The sequence below is a fragment of the Caballeronia arvi genome (assembly GCF_001544695.2).
GTDB lineage: Bacteria > Pseudomonadota > Gammaproteobacteria > Burkholderiales > Burkholderiaceae > Caballeronia > Caballeronia arvi.
Window position 1 is genome coordinate 64,771 of the sequence record NZ_FCOM02000011.1, and the last position, 15,775, is coordinate 80,545.

General features: G+C 64.6%; 15 protein-coding genes. 8 read left to right on the forward strand and 7 right to left on the reverse strand.

Going from position 1 to position 15,775, the window contains the following annotated elements:
- Nucleotides 1-18: 18 nt before the first annotated feature.
- The 3 genes from AWB74_RS15310 to AWB74_RS15320 form a co-directional block, all read right to left on the reverse strand.
- A complete protein-coding gene (locus AWB74_RS15310; RefSeq protein WP_061147597.1) occupies nucleotides 19-639 on the reverse strand; it encodes a chemotaxis protein CheC in 621 nt (206 codons plus the stop codon).
- Nucleotides 632-1,000, reverse strand: coding sequence for a response regulator (locus tag AWB74_RS15315; protein WP_061147598.1), 369 nt, complete (start codon nucleotides 998-1,000; stop codon nucleotides 632-634). The genes AWB74_RS15310 and AWB74_RS15315 overlap by 8 nt, the downstream gene beginning before the upstream one ends.
- 110 nt (nucleotides 1,001-1,110) lie before the next feature.
- Entirely contained in the window at nucleotides 1,111-1,311 is a 201-nt protein-coding gene (locus AWB74_RS15320; protein WP_143749232.1) for a hypothetical protein, read from the reverse strand.
- 493 nt (nucleotides 1,312-1,804) lie between these two features.
- On the opposite strand from AWB74_RS15320, the gene AWB74_RS15325 reads away from it, so the two are divergent.
- Nucleotides 1,805-4,084: a hybrid sensor histidine kinase/response regulator gene (locus AWB74_RS15325; protein WP_061147600.1), complete on the forward strand. Its 2,280-nt coding sequence runs from the start codon at nucleotides 1,805-1,807 to the stop codon at nucleotides 4,082-4,084.
- A gap of 179 nt (nucleotides 4,085-4,263) precedes the next feature.
- Nucleotides 4,264-5,679, forward strand: coding sequence for a hypothetical protein (locus AWB74_RS15330; protein WP_061147601.1), 1,416 nt, complete (start codon nucleotides 4,264-4,266; stop codon nucleotides 5,677-5,679).
- Nucleotides 5,680-5,748: 69 nt separating this feature from the next.
- Here the strand turns inward: AWB74_RS15330 and AWB74_RS15335 are convergent, their stop codons facing one another.
- The gene (locus AWB74_RS15335) at nucleotides 5,749-6,300 is read right to left on the reverse strand and encodes an NADPH-dependent FMN reductase (protein WP_061147602.1); all 552 of its coding nucleotides are present in this window, start codon (nucleotides 6,298-6,300) and stop codon (nucleotides 5,749-5,751) included.
- A gap of 479 nt (nucleotides 6,301-6,779) precedes the next feature.
- On the opposite strand from AWB74_RS15335, the gene AWB74_RS15340 reads away from it, so the two are divergent.
- Nucleotides 6,780-7,019, forward strand: a complete 240-nt coding sequence (locus AWB74_RS15340; RefSeq protein ID WP_061147603.1) for a DUF4148 domain-containing protein — start codon at nucleotides 6,780-6,782, stop codon at nucleotides 7,017-7,019.
- Nucleotides 7,020-7,136: 117 nt separating this feature from the next.
- Here the strand turns inward: AWB74_RS15340 and AWB74_RS48585 are convergent, their stop codons facing one another.
- Entirely contained in the window at nucleotides 7,137-7,520 is a 384-nt protein-coding gene (locus AWB74_RS48585; protein ID WP_061147604.1) for an AEC family transporter, read from the reverse strand.
- Between the two features lie 562 nt (nucleotides 7,521-8,082).
- On the opposite strand from AWB74_RS48585, the gene AWB74_RS15350 reads away from it, so the two are divergent.
- Nucleotides 8,083-8,652 carry a lipocalin family protein gene (locus AWB74_RS15350; RefSeq protein WP_061147605.1) on the forward strand — a complete coding sequence of 190 codons (570 nt, stop codon included), beginning with the start codon at nucleotides 8,083-8,085 and terminating at the stop codon, nucleotides 8,650-8,652.
- 9 nt (nucleotides 8,653-8,661) lie between these two features.
- On the opposite strand, the gene AWB74_RS15355 is transcribed toward AWB74_RS15350, so the two are convergent.
- Together AWB74_RS15355 and AWB74_RS15360 are read right to left on the reverse strand one after the other, a co-directional pair.
- Nucleotides 8,662-8,916 (reverse strand): hypothetical protein, encoded by a 255-nt coding sequence (locus AWB74_RS15355; protein ID WP_061147606.1) that lies wholly within the window; start codon nucleotides 8,914-8,916, stop codon nucleotides 8,662-8,664.
- A gap of 92 nt (nucleotides 8,917-9,008) precedes the next feature.
- The gene (locus AWB74_RS15360; protein WP_061147717.1) at nucleotides 9,009-10,463 is read right to left on the reverse strand and encodes a sigma-54 interaction domain-containing protein; all 1,455 of its coding nucleotides are present in this window, start codon (nucleotides 10,461-10,463) and stop codon (nucleotides 9,009-9,011) included.
- Between the two features lie 294 nt (nucleotides 10,464-10,757).
- On the opposite strand from AWB74_RS15360, the gene AWB74_RS15365 reads away from it, so the two are divergent.
- From AWB74_RS15365 to AWB74_RS15385, 4 genes are all read left to right on the forward strand, one after another.
- On the forward strand, nucleotides 10,758-12,158 hold the full coding sequence (locus tag AWB74_RS15365; protein WP_061147607.1) for a GntP family permease: 1,401 nt from the start codon (nucleotides 10,758-10,760) through the stop codon (nucleotides 12,156-12,158).
- A gap of 803 nt (nucleotides 12,159-12,961) precedes the next feature.
- Nucleotides 12,962-13,756 (forward strand): 3-hydroxybutyrate dehydrogenase, encoded by a 795-nt coding sequence (locus tag AWB74_RS15375; protein ID WP_061147608.1) that lies wholly within the window; start codon nucleotides 12,962-12,964, stop codon nucleotides 13,754-13,756.
- A 156-nt stretch (nucleotides 13,757-13,912) separates the two neighbouring features.
- A complete protein-coding gene (locus AWB74_RS15380; RefSeq protein WP_061147609.1) occupies nucleotides 13,913-15,475 on the forward strand; it encodes a methyl-accepting chemotaxis protein in 1,563 nt (520 codons plus the stop codon).
- 54 nt (nucleotides 15,476-15,529) lie between these two features.
- On the forward strand, nucleotides 15,530-15,763 hold the full coding sequence (locus AWB74_RS15385) for a hypothetical protein (protein ID WP_061125777.1): 234 nt from the start codon (nucleotides 15,530-15,532) through the stop codon (nucleotides 15,761-15,763).
- Nucleotides 15,764-15,775 lie beyond the last annotated feature (12 nt).

A 15,775-nucleotide genomic window follows, 5' to 3' on the forward strand; every position in this document is an offset into this window, starting at 1 on the left:
CTCACGATGACGTCCCGTTCAGATGCTCGACAGCAGCGTGTCGAGCGCGTCGCTCAAGTGCGCGATGGCGTCTTCGGCCATCAGCATCACGAGGTGCGCGCGAAAACTGTGATCCTCGAGCGCGAAATTCACTTCGAGCAGGAGCGCGGTCTTCCACGCGAGCATTGCGGGCTGGAAGACATCGTCGAGGCCGATTTCCTGCCCGAGCATGCCCGGCGGCGAGAAGATCGGCGAGCGGCCGAGGCGGTCGAGAATGCACGACACGCACGCGCCCATCAGCACGGTGGCGACATCGAAGACGAGCTCGGTGCGCGTCGTCGCTTCATAGGTGGATTTGGTGTACGGATCGTCGACGAGCGCGCACAGCTGATCGACGCTGCCGCTCTTGCACAGCACGATCGCCTCGCCCTTGATGTCGGAGCGGAAGCCCTGGCGCACGGCGGTGACGGCATCGGTGATGCCGGTCATCTCGGCGAGCGCGGAGGAGGCCTCGGCCACGCTCACGACGCGCACGCGCGGCACCGACAGCTCGATGAACGTGCCGAGCAGCGCCGACAGGCGCGTCGCAGCCTGTCCCATCGCCATGTTGGCGACTTCCTGCAGCGCGTCGCGCTGATCTTCGTTCAGGGCTTCAACCATGAAGACCGTACTCCTTCAAAACGGGACGCAGCGCTTCGGGCGTCACCGGTTTCGGCAGGAACGCGATCGCGCCGAGCGCGCGCACCCGCTCCTGGGCCATCGGCTGCACGTCGGCAGACACGACGATCACGAACGTGTTCAGGTCTTCGTGCTGCAACGCGTCCAGCACCTGATAGCCGGTCATGTCGGGCATCGTGAGGTCGAGGAACATCACCGAGGCGCGTCCCGCGCGGTAATGCTCCAGCGCCTCGCGCCCGTTGGTCGCGTAGGAGATTTCGACGTCCCAGTCCGTCGGCAGCGCGCGCGTCAGCACCCTGCGCGCGAGCAGGGAATCATCGGCAATGACAATCGGCAACGGCATGGTTGGCTGGATCTCTTGTGCGGTTTCGGGCTGAGGACGTCATGTCGGCAGACACGGCGTGCTCTCGCATACTGATTACGGCATCCGCGCGGCGAACTTTATGGCGATGTTCACGGCGCGACCGGCGCGAGCCCTTTCGCCCGGCGGGAACGCGGGCGCTGTCGGAGTTGCAGTTCGGCGGCGATGAGCCAGGCGCGGCGCCCGTGGACGTACGCGCGCCATGCGGCGGGCGTGCGCTGTGTGATCGCCGTGCGCAAGGCACGCGATGCGTGTTGGGTTCCGATCGGCGTCATCGTGCCTGCCCCGTGCATGATCCGGACGTTTCCGGACAGTGGCCTTCTTCTCCTCGCCTGGTCGCGCGGCTGGCCGGCTTCGTCGCCGAATCAGCGGTACTTCTCCCCGGCGCGCGCCGCGAGGCTGCTCGTATCTCCGTCGCGCGCTCTGTGGCGTATACGTCGGAGGATTGCATTGTGTGCTCATGAGAATGTCAAAGCAACTCGACAAAGCGCATCACGCGAAATGATATGACTAAAAGGATTGCACGCCGAGCAATTTTCGCTCGATGTATCTTGATGTGATACCTTCCATGCTTTTGTGTACGTTTGCGCTTCCGGGAATCTCGCTAAGTGCGCAGACGGTCGAGTATTCATTCAAACGGCGCGCGTGCAAAAAGCGGTCGCCCGGTATGTTTCGTGCGTGCTTTCTGCGGTTCCGCAGCTCACGTCCGATGGGCCGGGCCCGCGCGCCCGTCGCCACGTGCGAAACGCGCGGGCTTCGAGTAAGTTTTCCAATTCGCTGCCAAAAATGACGCTGCAACGTGAGGAGTCCGAGACCGGGCCTGCTGCGCAATCCTGGCAGGACGAACCGCCATTCCCGGTGGTCCCCGAGCGCAACTTCACCGCGCAGCGGATGACGCTGTACGCGCTGCTCGTCGCGGCGATCGTGCTGCCGTGCGTGTACGTCGCGGCGACCGCATTCACCGATTACCACGCGCGCGTCGCCGATGCCTCCGAGCTCGTCGCGCGCAACGCCCGCGTCGCCGAAGAGCACGCGCTCAAGGTCTTCGATCTCAACGTGACGCTCAACGAGCGCATCGTCGATCTGCTCGACGACCTCGACGCCAGCGCGATCCGCCGCGACGGCGCGATGATCCATCAGCGCCTCAAGGCGATCAGCAACAGCTACCAGCAGGTCGCGGCCGCGTCGGTGTTCGGACCGGACGGCAAGCTGCTCGCGACGAGCCGCACGTATCCGACGCCCGACATCTCGATCGCGGACCGCGAGGACTTCGGCGGCCTGCGCGCGGGACGGCAAATCGAGCTGATTTCACGCGTGATGACCGGCCGCGTCGCCGGCGAGCAGGTGTTCAACACGGCGGTTGCGCGCCTGACGCCCGCCGGCAAGTTCGACGGCGTCGTGTCGATCGCGCTGCGGCCCGCCTACTTCGGCGCGTTTTATCGCGAGCTGATCGGCGATAACCCCAGCGTGTCGATCGGCCTGTCGCGCTCCGACGGCGAAGTGCTCGCGTGGTATCCGCCGCGCCCGCCGGAGCGCATGTCGCTCGCGGCCAGCTCGCCGCTGCGCGACGCGTATCGCGGCGGCGTCAGGAGCGGCGTCGTCAAGATGGTCTCGGGGCTCGACAACCAGCTGAAAATCGTCGCGTTTCGCCGCGTCGGCGGGTATCCGGTCTACGTGTCGAGCGGCTATCCGATCGCGACGATCTGGTCCGCCTGGTGGAAGCATCTGAGCGTGCTCGCGCTGTCGATCTTCGCGCCGTGCGTCGTGCTGTGGGGCGTGATCGGCCAGTCGCTTCGGCGGCTCGCGACGGAAGAAGAAGCGTGGGAGCGCTGGCAGGCGGAAGCGTCGATGCGCCGCTCGATCGAATCCGCGTACCGGCAGGCGCGCAAGATGGAAGCGCTCGGCAATCTCGTCGGCAGCGTCGCGCACGACTTCAACAATCTGCTGATGATCGTCTCGACCAACGTGCAGATCGCGCGGCGGCGCGGCGCGCCGGGCCTCGATCGCGAACTGACCGCGATGGAGCGCGCGCTGAAGAGCGGCCAGTCGCTCACGCGCCAGTTGCTCGGCGTCGCGCGCAAGCAGCCGCTGCGCAGCGAGATCATCGGCATCGGCAAATGGGTGACGGCCGGGCGCGAGCTGCTGCGCGCATCGCTCGGGGCGAAAGTGGCGCTCAACGTCGAGGTTGCGCCCGACGTGTGGTCGATCCGCGTCGATCCGGCCGAGCTGGAGCTGGCGCTCATCAACCTGGCCGTGAACGCGCGCGACGCGATGCCCAACGGCGGCACCTTCACCGTGCGCGCCAGCAACGTGCGCTTTCGTCATCAGGACGGTTTTCCGATCACCGGCGAATTCGTGCAGATCACGCTGGAGGACACCGGCATCGGCATGAGTTCCGATGTGCTCGGCCGCGCGTTCGAGCCGCTTTTCACGACGAAGCCGAAAGGCATGGGCACGGGACTGGGCCTGCCGCAGGTGTTCGCGTTCTGCGAGCGCGCGGGCGGGCTCGCGACCATCGACAGCGCGGTCGGCGCGGGCACGGCCGTGCGCCTGTATCTGCCGCGCGCGGCGGCGGCCGCGGCGCCGGGCGTGGCTGCCGCCGAAGAACACGCCGCGGCGGCCGAAGCCGACGGCCTGCGCGTGCTGCTGGTCGAGGACAACGAGGAAGTCGCCGCCGGCACCGAGGCGCTGCTCACGATGATGGGCCACCACGTCACCTACGTCTTCAACGCCGATACCGCGGCGACCGTGCTCGAAGCCGCGCGCGCCGACGCATCGATTAGTTTTCCGTTCGATGTCGTGCTGTCCGACATCCACATGCCGGGGCAGATGAACGGCATCGATCTCGCCGAAATGCTGCAGCGCTTCGAGCCGCACGTTCCGGTGATTCTCGTCACCGGTTATGCCGAAGAGCTCGACCGCGCGCGGCAGGTCGGCGCGCGCGTGCTGTCGAAGCCGTTCGACATCGCCTTGCTCGATTCGCTTTTGCGCGCGATCGGCGAGCGCAAGCGCGAGCCCGGCCGCTCGTCGTCCGACGTGCGGACGGCGCGTTCCACCGAGCGTTGAATCGGCGTCTTTTGTACGCGTGGTTGTAAAAGCGCCGCCCCGCTTTCGTCCCCCTTTTGTCTCCGCTCGTCCGCACGCGCCGCCCGCGCGCATCCGGCACGCGAGTTGCGTGAATCCCTCCATGTACGGCGACGCGACGTCGCCGATCCCAGGAATTCCGCCCATCGCAGGAGGCGACCATGCGGCACACCGTCATCGGAGTTTTCGACACTTTCGCGCAAGCCGAGGACGCGCGCTCGGCCCTGATCGCCGCCGGCTTCCCGCGCGCGGATATCGAACTGCAGGCCAATCCCAAACGCGACGACGCCGCCGCGCCGTCCGACATGCCCGACGCCCAGACGCACGCGGAGCCGGGCATGCTCGCGAACATCGAGCGCTTTTTCAGCATGCTCTTCGGCGGGCGCGATCAGCCGCCTGAAGTCGCGCATTATTCGGAGGCCGTGCGGCGCGGCGCGGTGCTCGTTGCGGTCGATACCCCGAGCGTCGAGCAGGCGGATGTCGCCCGCGCGACGCTGAGCGACCAGGGCGCGATCGATATCGACGAACGCGCGGCAAGCTGGACCGCGCTCGAGCACGGCACGCCGGCATCCGCGGCAGCGGACGACCGCGATCATTCGATACTCGACGAACTCGGTCTCGGACGCGGCAGCGCCGTGCCGGGCCGCGAACCGGTGAACGAGCCGGAGGTCATGCCGCCGCCGCGCGCGCGGGCTTATCCGCGGGCCGACGTCGGCGATCCGGCCGAGTTGACGCCGCGCGATTACGTCAGCGACCCGGCCGACGATCCGCTGATGCCGCGCCAGAGCATGCAGTCGCAATCGCAGTCGATGCAGTCGCAGTCTCAATCGATGATAAGCGAAAGCGAACGCGCCGCGCGCGACCCCCTCGCCGGACGCGATCCGCTGACGGGCCGCGATCCGTACGCGAGCACCGGCATCGATCCGCTTGCCGATCCGCTCGCCGGCACGTCCGCCGATCCGCTGGCGGCGCGCACGGAGCTTTCGGGTCAATCGCTGTCGGAGCGCGATGCGCTCGCGGGCCGCGATCCGCTGCGCACGACGGGCGCCGTTCCGCCCGATCGCGCCGCGATGGACGATCCGCTGATGGCGCGCGATCCGCTTCCGGGCGTGCGCACCGACACGGCATCCGAATGGCGCTCGGTCGAACCGCTCGGTCCGCTCGACGAGCCGGCGGCGCCGTATCAGCCGGGCGCGGCACGTGCGGCGGGAACGTCGCCCGATCCGGTCATGAGCTCGGCCGGCACGCAGGCGGGCGGCCCGGTGGGTCCGTCGCCGACGATGTATCCGCAAACCGTCCCCAACGAGTTCATGGAGTACGAAGAGGACTTCCGCGCCGACTACGATTCGAAATATTCGGCGACGGGCGAGCCGTATGAGGACTATCAGGGCGCGTATCGCTACGGCGCGACGCTCGGCAACGACGACCGCTTCCGCAGCCGCGCATGGGACGATCAGATGGAGTACGAGACGCGCCGCGACTGGGAAAGCAAGCATCCCGAAGGCGATACGTGGGAGCGCTTCAAGGCAGCGATCCGCCACGGCTGGGATCGCGTGACGGGACATCATCACGTGTGATTTTTCCCCGCGTCGTGAAAGCAACGGCCCGCGTTTGCGGGCCGTTTTGCGTTCAGACGAGGTGAACGATCACGCCGCGCGGTCGCGCACCCATGCGGCGTACTTGTCCATGAACGTCTGCAGGTACTTGCGCGTGTCCTCGCTGACGATGTTGCCGTTCGCGTCGATGCGGCTCTCGTCGTGCTTGATGTACATCTCCGGCTGATTCATCAGCACGATATCGAGATAAGCGCACACGCCGCGCAGATGCGATTGCGCGATGGCCGTGCCGATCGCGCCGACCGACGTGCCGATGATCGCGCCCGGCTTGCCGCCCCACACGCTCTGCCCCCACGGACGCGACGCCCAGTCGAGCGCGTTCTTCAGCACGCCCGGCATCGAGCGGTTGTACTCGGGCGTGACGATCAGGAGGCCGTTGGCATCGGCGATCTTCTGCTTGAACGCGCGCGCGACCTCGGGAAAGTCGCTGTCGTAATCCTGGCTGTAGAGCGGCAGGCCGCCGATGTCGACGAACTCGAAGGAAAAATCACTCGGCGCGAGCGACACGAGCGCATGCGCGAGCTGCTTGTTGAACGAATCCCGCCGCAGGCTTCCAACGACCACCGCGATCTTCAAGGCCATGACATGTCCCCCGTAAAGGATAAAAAAGTGAAGGAGCCGGGCGATGACCGGTCCGGAAACGCCGTCCTCATGACGGCGCGCGTGCACATGATAGGCGCATCGCGGGAGACTCGTCTTCGATGCCCGCCGACGCATTTCGCCTATTTTTGCGATGAATACTGAAATGTACCTTGCGCCGCGTCGCCATGCGGTTCGCGGCGAGCTATCCCCACGGTTATCCACAGAAACTGTGGATAAGTTCGGGGTAACTACCATGCCGTTTAGTTTTTGATACGAAAACGAAACACGGTGGATTTGAATCGACGGCGTGCCTGCTCAGGCAGCCAAAGTTTTCGATCGATGGAAGGCGAATCGCGCGCCAGCATTCAACCACTCTCGACAACAATGTGTTGGCTCAATCGGTATTTTTGTCCAATAGGTTTCCTCCTAGACTGCTTTTCAAGCGTCACCCGACGCAAAGCCATCCGAAGAGGTTTCCCATGAAAAAGATGCTGATCAGCGGTCTGGTCATGTCCGCGCTGCTGGCCACCGCGCCCGCTTTCGCTCAATCGACGTCCGCAGGCAAGACTCGCGCCGAAGTCAAGGCGGAACTCGCCAGCGCCCGGAGCGCGGGCGATCTCGATGCCATCAATTCGCTGAGCTATCCGCAATTGCGTCCGTATCAGGAGCGGCACGCACAGCTTCGCGCCGACATGCGCGATGGCGGCGGCTCGCGGTAATTCGCAACCCAACCAAGGAATCAGAGGCAGCACAGCCTGAACTGGCCCTCCTCCACCATCGAACAGAAGGTGGTTTCGCCCGGTGCGCTCGCGCCGGGCGTTTTTTTGCGTGCGTGCTCAGAGCATGGCGGTCAGACAGATCGTGACCGTGACGAGCGATATCACCGTCGAGAAGAGGATCGTGCTCGACGTCACGCCGCCTTCCCGTCGATAAAACTCCGCGAGCATGAACGGTCCGGTCCCGGTCGGCAGCGCGCTCAGGATTACCGCTGAACCGATGCCGAACGCAGCAATGAACGCGGGCTGATCGAGCATCCTCCACGGCGTCTTCGCCATGATGTCGAAGAGCAGCGCGGGCAGCGCGAGATAAACGACGAAACGGTTGAGCTCGGACGCCGCACCCGGTCCGAGCTTGTTCAGCTTGCGGCACGCGTAGCCTGCGAAGATGAGACCGAAGACCGGCGGGATGATCGTGAGGAGCGGAGTGAGCAGCGAAGGCAATGAGGCGAACGCTCGAGGCAAGTGAACCGGCGAAGGCATGAGGCAGCGCTTTGAATGCGGGATGGAAAGAGCGTGAGGATACGCTTCGTCATGAAGGGTGAGGCGTTTCGGGAGCCGGGCGACGGTGAGCCGCACAATGCGCGCGAGGCTCACTCTTCGATGAATCATCGGGAACGCGAAGCAATTATGCGATCTCAGTCACATTGTTAACTGGCTGACGCAAGCCATTGTTCCTTAACGTATTAAGTTTGCAGGGCGACAACGTTGCCTCGGTAATCGTGCGGCTTGCGCCGATCGGAGCCAGAACGAGCTGCATCGCCTTGCGAGGCTTTAGGTGAGGTGATTCGGGAGCAGTGCAGCGGGCGCGATGTTTGCATGTCCCTGCCCTACCGGTACAAGGCAAAATCCCCGCACACACAAGCACTTACGGGCTTTCGCCCCGATGCCGCGCACGAGCGTGAGCGCCTTCGCCGATGGCCAAAGGTGAGGAAATTCGGGAGCTGAAGCGGACGGAACGGAGCTTGCTGCTCCGTCTTCCCAGACTTCTCACTCACCGGGAAACATGAATATTCGAAGACCTTGGGCATACGGCGCTGCGGCGCTGGCTTTGATCGGCGGTATCGCGACGCTCATCGCGTCCGCATCGAACGGGGCGCGCAAGAGCGGCAACGATCACGTGCCGGAACCGTCGAAAGCCGTCGATCTCGATCGCTATCTCGGCCAGTGGCACGAGTTCGCGCGCTATGAAAACCGCTTCGAGCGCGACGGCGAAGCTGTCACGGCGAACTACGCGCGCCGCGAGGACGGGCTCGTGTCCGTTGTGAATGCTTGCAGGCAAGGCGGGCTGACCGGGCCGTACCGTTCGGCGGAAGGACGCGCGAAGGTCGTGCCGGGATCGAACGGAAGCAAGCTGAAGGTGTCGTTCTTCGGTCCGTTCTACGTCGGCGACTACTGGATTCTCGATCACGCCGACGATTACACGTGGTCCATCGTCGGCGAGCCGACCGGTCGTTATCTGTGGATCTTGACGCGCGAGGCGAAGCCCTCGGCGGAGTTGCGCCGCACGCTGATAGAGCACACGCGCGTGCTGGGTTACGACGTCACGATGCTGCGCGAGACGCAGCACATTTAGGCGGCATGCCTAACTTCCCTTGCACGCGACGAGCAGCGAGTTCTGATTGTTCTCCGTCGACTGGTCGAGCACGTCGTAACCGCTCGGGCAGAGCGCTTTCGCGTTGTCGGTGCAATTGCGCCAGCCGCCGTATGCGGGGCACTGGACCTGCTGCGTCGGACGTCCATCGGCGGAAAAGAGCGGCGGCGCGCTGCTGCATCCGGCTAGCGCCGATGCGAGGCCCGCAAGCATGATCGAAAGGCCCAGTCCCTTGCCGAGTTTCATCCCATACCCCTTTGATTTTTGGTCGTTATTTTCGATTTCGGGAGTATGCCACGCGCAGCTTTCGCGTCGATTTTGCCGTTCGCAAAAACCCTTCAGACGGTGATTCCGAGCGCGGTGATCTTCTTGTACAACGTCGCCCGCCCAATGCCGATTTTCTCGGCCGCATCCGCGACGCGCCCGCCGCTCGCGCGCAACGCATCGGAGAGAAAACGACGCTCGAAGTCGGCCATCGCGTCCGCGTAGGACACGGTCGGTGCATCGTCGCCGTCTTGCGCCGCCGTGTCCGCGGGCGGCGCGAGCGCCAAGCGTCCCGCGTCGATGAACGCGCTCAGCATGCGGGCGTCGATGTGCTCGGTCTCCGACAGCATCAGCGCGCGTTCGAGCGTGTTGCGCAGCTCGCGCACGTTGCCCGGCCACGCATACGCCTCGAGCAGCCGCAACGCGTCCTGGTGCAGCACGAAATGGCCGACCTGGCCGGGCCGCGTATCCGCCGACAGATCTTCGAGCGTCGCGTAGGCCAGCGCCTCGATATCGCCGGGACGCTCGCGCAGCGGCGGCGCGTGAATCGTCAGCACGTTCAGCCGATAGAACAGGTCCGCGCGAAAGCGTCCCGCCGCGACGAGCGCGGGCAGATCGGCCGATGTCGCCGCGATGATCCGCACGTCCGCGCGCACGATGCGATTCGAGCCGAGCGGCTCGAACTCCTTGTCCTGCAGCACGCGCAGCAGCTTGCCCTGAAGCGGCAGCGGCATGTCGCCGATTTCGTCAAGAAAGAGCGTGCCGCCGTCCGCGAGCTCGAACTTGCCGACGCGGCCCTTTCGCTCCGCGCCCGTGTACGCGCCCGCCGCCGCGCCGAAGAACTCGACTTCGAGCAGCGTGTCGGGAATCGCGGCGACGTTCACGGTGACGAGCGGCTTGCCCGCGCGCGTCGATGCGCCGTGGATCGCATGCGCGAGCAGTTCCTTGCCGGTGCCGGTTTCGCCGAGCAGCAGGACGGGCGAATCGACGAGCGCCGCGCGCCGCGCCTGGCGCTTCACTTCGAGACTCGCCGGACTCGTGCCGACGAAGCTCGAAAACGTGTACTTCGCGCGCCGCGCCTGAGCCAATGACTGGCGCGTCGCGATCAGTTCCTGCTGGACGCGCGAATAATGTGCGAAGAGCGGCGTGAGCGCCTTCATCTCGTCGAACAGCGCAAACCCGATCCCGCCGATGGTCGTGCCCGCCTCGTCCTTCAGCGGCAGCCGCGTGACGACGAGCGGCTCGCGGTCTGTCTCCAGCACGTCGAGCAGAATCGGCTTGCCGGTCGCGACGACTTCGCGCATGAGGCTGTTCGGAATCACCGCTTCGCAATCCAGCCCGATCGCGTCGAGCGGATCGGAAAAACCGAAGCGCGCCGCGTAGCGCTTGTTGATCCAGACGACGCGCGCGTCCGCATCGACGATGAAAGTGCCTTCGCTCAGATTCTCGAAAGTCTTGAAAAGCGATTCCATCGCGCGGCGCATCACGTCGCTGTAGTCCGCGGGCACGTTGATCCAGTCGTTGCGCATGACGCCCAAAGTCTCCGTTTTCTCTTTGTGGAGACGTAATATCTCAATTTTGAGACGAGCCGCCAATCCGCATCTGTACTAATCTTCTCGCCGCGATGACGATCGCGCGGCGCTTTCAGGGCGTCTCGATTCGGAGACATCGGGCTGAAACGTTGCGATGGCATTCTGATCGGATGCCCGTTCCGTATGGGTTTCGACACCTTGGCATGAAAGCTGCGTTACGCCCGCGCGCCTCGGCGTTTTCACAAGAAGCGCGCGAGCCGTGTTTCAAAGAACAAACCACCAGGAGACTCAATGTCGTTCATCATCGTGCTCGCCGCTCTGGCGTTCCTGATGCTCGCCGCCTATCGCGGCTACAGCGTCATTCTTTTCGCGCCGATCGCGGCGCTCGCCGCCGTCCTGCTCACCGATCCCGCCGCCGTCGCGCCGGTGTTTTCCGGCATCTTCATGGAGAAGATGGTCGGCTTCGTGAAGCTGTATTTCCCGGTGTTCCTGCTCGGCGCGGTGTTCGGCAAGGTCATCGAGTTGTCCGGCTTTTCCGAGTCGATCGTCGCCGCGGCCATTCGATACATCGGCAAGTCGCGCGTGAATGCGGTGATCGTCGCGGTGTGCGCGCTGCTCACCTATGGCGGCGTGTCACTGTTCGTCGTCGTGTTCGCGGTGTATCCGTTCGCGGCGGAGATGTATCGGCAGAGCAATATCCCGAAGCGCCTGATGCCGGGCGCGATCGCCTTGGGCGCGTTCTCCTTCACGATGGATTCGCTGCCGGGCACGCCGCAGATCCAGAACATCATCCCGACGACGTTTTTCAAGACGACCGGCTGGGCCGCGCCGTGGCTGGGCGTGATCGGCTCGCTGTTCATCATCGTGGTGGGCCTGAGCTTTCTCGAATGGCGCCGCCGCTCGGCGATGGCGAAGGGCGAGGGCTACGGCACGTCGCTCGTGAACGAGCCGGAGCGTGTGGAATCGACGTCGCTGCCGAATCCGGCGCTGGCGATTGCGCCGCTGATTCTCGTGGGCGTCGCGAACTTCGTGCTGACCAAGTGGATTCCGACGTGGTACGGCGCGAATTACACGGTTCCGCCGGAAGTGTTGCCTGGCGTGCATGCGCCGGTATCGACGGCGATCAAGACCGTCGTCGCGATCTGGGCCGTCGAAGGCGCGTTGCTGCTCGGCATCGTGCTCGTGCTTCTGACCGCGTTTTCGCGCGTGAAGGAGCGTTTTGCGGTGGGCACGCGTGCTGCCGTCGCGGGCGCTTTGCTCGCTGCGATGAATACGGCCTCGGAATATGGCTTCGGCGGCGTGATCGCGGCATTGCCGGGCTTTCTCGTCGTGTCGGATGCGCTGAAGAGCATTCCGAATCCGCTCGTCAATGCGGCGATTTCCGTTTCGGCACTCGCGGGGATTACGGGTTCGGCTTCCGGCGGGATGAGTATCGCGCTGGCGGCGATGTCGGATACGTTTATTGCGGGCGCGCAGGCGGCGCATATTCCTTTGGAGGTCCTGCATCGGGTTGTGGCGATGGCTTCCGGCGGCATGGATACGTTGCCGCATAACGGCGCGGTTATTACTTTGCTCGCCGTGACGGGGCTGACGCATCGGGAGTCTTATCGCGATATTTTCGCGGTCACTATCATCAAGACGCTTGCGGTGTTTTTTGTGATCACTGTGTATTACTTGACTGGGCTCGTTTGAGGGTTTTTTGGAGGCGGGGAATCCTGTTTTCGTGTTGGTTTATTAGCGTTGCCCCTATGCGGGGCGGCAGTCACTTTCTTTGCTGCTGCAAAGAAAGTAACCAAAGAAAGCAGCTTCTCCCAGCCTAAGCACTTCACACCGGCCGCGGCACAGGCGATTGACTTAATGGCCCCCGGAGTAGCGAGTGTTCTCGTAGGTCCAATCGGGCGTGGACCGCACACGGTCTGCCGCCCGATAGCTTTAAGCGTGCTGGTTCGGCACGAAAGAGTTCCGGCACAGCGCTACGCGCTGCCGAAGGGTCTGCAACGGAAACCAGCTTGTGCTTGTGCTTGTGCTTGTGCTTGTGCGGTGAGATAGAGACTTAAGCAAGGAAGCACGCGCAGACCCGCTTAACCCGGCAGCCGCGAAGCGGGCTGGAGCGTGCAAGGGCTGCGCCAGAGAACTCAACTGTGCGACGAGGCAGACCGTGCGCGATCCAAGCCCGGTTAGGCCTTCGAGGGCACTCGCTACTCCGGGGGCCATTCGGCCAATCGCCTGTGCCGCGGCCGGCTTGAACTGCTTAGGCTGGGGATAGCTGCTTTCTTTGGTTACTTTCTTTGCAGCAGCAAAGAAAGTGACTGCCGCCCCGCATAGGGGCGAAGCTAATAAACCAACGCGAATACGGGATCCGGCGAAAAACGAACGCGAAAGCGAAAAGCAAAAAGCGAAAACAAAAAGCAAAGCAAAACCCCAATTCCCACTACCCCCGCAGCACTCCAAACTCTCAACACTACAAAACCCAACCCGAAGGAAAAGACCCTCCCATGAATCAAACAACATCAAACAAACCGCTCGCAGGCAAAACCGCACTCGTCACCGGCTCGACGAGCGGCATCGGCCTGGGCATCGCCACAGCCCTCGCCCAGGCCGGCGCGAACCTCGTCCTCAACGGCTTCGGCGATATCGACAGCGCGCTGAAACAAATCGAAGCGACCGGCGCGAAAGCCGTCCATCACCCCGCCGACATGACGAAGCCGCAAGAAATCGAAGCGATGATCGCGTTCGCGAACGAGCAGTTCAACGCCGTCGATATCCTCGTGAACAACGCCGGCATCCAGCATGTCGCGACCATCGAGGAGTTTCCCGTCGATCGCTGGGACGCGATCATCGCCATCAATCTGAGCTCGGCGTTCCACACGATGCGCGTCGCCTTGCCGCAAATGCGCGCGCGTAACTGGGGCCGTGTCATCAATATCGCATCGGTGCATGGGCTCGTCGGCTCGGCGGGCAAGTCGGCCTACGTCGCCGCCAAGCACGGCATTCTCGGCCTGACCAAAGTCGCCGCGCTCGAAAACGCGCGCACCGGCGTCACGGTCAACGCGATCTGCCCGGGCTTCGTGCTCACGCCGCTCGTACAGAAGCAAATCGACGATCTCGCCGCGCGCGACTCGCTCTCGCCCGACGCAGCGCGCACGAAACTCCTCGGCGACAAGCAGCCGTCCGCGCAGTTCGTGACAGCGCAGCAGATCGGCGACATGGCCGTGTTTCTCTGCTCCGACGCCGCAAGCGAGATGCGCGGCTCAGCGCTGCAAATCGACGGCGGCTGGAGCGCGCAGTAACGAACGCGCGCCCTATCGGCGACAAATCGCCACACTTGAGCGTTTCGCTCGGATTCCCCTAAAGAACGTAGGGGCAATGTCCGTTATGTCCTTGTAATCAGACGCGCGCCGCCCCTCAGCAAGCGGCGCGCGAAACGAAGAAGAAACAAGGACATCATGCGCAACAACCAGCCCGTCACCCAGCAAGAGTTCGATTTCCCCGCCTCGGAGATGCTCGTCTCCGCCACCGATCTCTCCGGCAACATCCAGTACTGCAACCCGGCATTCGTGTCGGTGTCCGGCTTCTCGCGCGACGAGCTGATCGGCCAGCCGCACAACCTCATCCGGCATCCCGACATGCCGCGCGAAGCCTTCGCCGACCTCTGGGCGACGATCCGCGCCGGCCGCTCGTGGACCGCGCTCGTCAAGAATCGCCGCAAGAACGGTGACCACTACTGGGTGCGCGCGAACGTCACGCCGGTGATGGAGCACGGCAAGGCCGTCGGCTATCTGTCCGTGCGCGTGAAACCGACGCGCGATGAGGTGCGCGACGCCACCGCGCTCTACGCTCGAATGAAAGCGGGCGATGCCTCGCACAAGCTCGTGCGCGGCGCGCTCGTGAAAGAAGGATTCGCGGGCAAGCTCGCCGCGCTCGCGCACCTGCCGGTGAGCGCGCGTCTCGGCGCGGCCTTCGCCGCCGTGCCCGCCGCCATGCTGATCGCGGCGCTCGCCGGATGGCGCGGCGCGCCGCCGCTGCCCTTCTGGTGGGCGTTCGGCGCGAGCGCGGCCGCCGGCTTCGCGGGATGGCTCGCACTCTCGCGTCAGGTCGATACACCCGTGCGCTCGATGTCCGGCTTCGCGGCGCGCATGGCCGCGGGCGATCTGACCGTCGACATGCCCGCGATCGCCCGTCGCGACGATCTCGGCGACGTGCAGCGCGCACTCGGCCAGTTGAAGGCGAATCTCGCGGCGATCGTCTTCGACGTGCGCGGCCAGATCGGCGGGATGCTCGACGCCGCCAACGAGATTTCGAGCGGCAACACGGACCTGTCGCGCCGCACGGAGATGCAGGCGGCATCGCTCGAACAGACCGCCGCGACGATGGACCAGCTGACCACGACCGTGCAAGGCAACGCCGACGCCACCGTGCGCGCGCTCGAACTCGTGAAGGAAGCGCAGGCCGCGGCCGACGACGGCGGGCGCATCGCGAGCCAGGTCGAACAGACGATGGCGGGCATCACGGCGGCGTCTCGACGCATCGCGGATATCACCGGCGTCATCGACGGCATCGCATTCCAGACCAACATCCTCGCGCTGAATGCGGCCGTCGAAGCGGCGCGCGCGGGCGAGGCGGGCCGCTCGTTCGCCGTCGTCGCGACCGAAGTGCGCAACCTGGCGCAGCGCTGCGCGGCATCGGCGAAGGAAATCGAAGGCGTCGTGGCGACGAGCGTCGCGCAGATCGCGGAAGGCACGAGCCTCGTCTCGCGCACGACGAGCCAGATGCGCGCGATCGACGAAGCCGTGCACCGCGTATCGGCGATCATCATGGAAGTCGCGAAGGCGAGCGGCGAGCAGGCCGAAGGCATCGCGCAGGTGAATCAGGCCGTCGCGCATCTGGACGACTCGACCCAGCAGAACGCCACGCTCGTCGAGCAGGCGGCCGCCACCGCCAAGCGGCTCGCGGAACGCGCCGAAGTGCTCGATGAAGCCGTGCGCCTCTTTACCGTTGCGAAGGCTTAAGCAAGCGCGCGGCGCTTGGTACTATCGGTGCATTCACAACGAGGAGTGTCTCCGATGACCGCTGAGAACAATCGCACGGAAGAAGCGCGAGCGATGGAACGTATCGTCAACGCGACGCGCCAGGTTCAGTCCGCCTTTCTCGCGCTGCAAAAGCACTTTCCGCCCGAAGGCGACGCTCGCCCATCGCAAATGGCGCTGCAGACCTTCGACGCCGCGCTCCAGGAGCTCGAAGACGCGCAAGCCGCCTTCGACACCATGCTCAACGACCTGTTCGACGGCAACCGCTGAACGTCATTCAGC

Bases quoted from the DNA above. Each gene is read 5' to 3' on its own strand.
- AWB74_RS15365 (WP_061147607.1), top strand. From the start codon at position 10,758: ATGTCGTTCATCATCGTGCTCGCCGCTCTGGCGTTCCTGATGCTCGCC.
- AWB74_RS15335 (WP_061147602.1), bottom strand. From the start codon at position 6,300: ATGGCCTTGAAGATCGCGGTGGTCGTTGGAAGCCTGCGGCGGGATTCG.
- AWB74_RS15375 (WP_061147608.1), top strand. From the start codon at position 12,962: ATGAATCAAACAACATCAAACAAACCGCTCGCAGGCAAAACCGCACTC.
- AWB74_RS15315 (WP_061147598.1), bottom strand. From the start codon at position 1,000: ATGCCGTTGCCGATTGTCATTGCCGATGATTCCCTGCTCGCGCGCAGG.
- AWB74_RS15310 (WP_061147597.1), bottom strand. From the start codon at position 639: ATGGTTGAAGCCCTGAACGAAGATCAGCGCGACGCGCTGCAGGAAGTC.
- AWB74_RS15340 (WP_061147603.1), top strand. From the start codon at position 6,780: ATGAAAAAGATGCTGATCAGCGGTCTGGTCATGTCCGCGCTGCTGGCC.
- AWB74_RS15325 (WP_061147600.1), top strand. From the start codon at position 1,805: ATGACGCTGCAACGTGAGGAGTCCGAGACCGGGCCTGCTGCGCAATCC.
- AWB74_RS15380 (WP_061147609.1), top strand. From the start codon at position 13,913: ATGCGCAACAACCAGCCCGTCACCCAGCAAGAGTTCGATTTCCCCGCC.
- AWB74_RS15350 (WP_061147605.1), top strand. From the start codon at position 8,083: ATGAATATTCGAAGACCTTGGGCATACGGCGCTGCGGCGCTGGCTTTG.
- AWB74_RS15360 (WP_061147717.1), bottom strand. From the start codon at position 10,463: ATGCGCAACGACTGGATCAACGTGCCCGCGGACTACAGCGACGTGATG.
- AWB74_RS15330 (WP_061147601.1), top strand. From the start codon at position 4,264: ATGCGGCACACCGTCATCGGAGTTTTCGACACTTTCGCGCAAGCCGAG.
- AWB74_RS15385 (WP_061125777.1), top strand. From the start codon at position 15,530: ATGACCGCTGAGAACAATCGCACGGAAGAAGCGCGAGCGATGGAACGT.
- AWB74_RS15320 (WP_143749232.1), bottom strand. From the start codon at position 1,311: ATGCACGGGGCAGGCACGATGACGCCGATCGGAACCCAACACGCATCG.
- AWB74_RS15355 (WP_061147606.1), bottom strand. From the start codon at position 8,916: ATGAAACTCGGCAAGGGACTGGGCCTTTCGATCATGCTTGCGGGCCTC.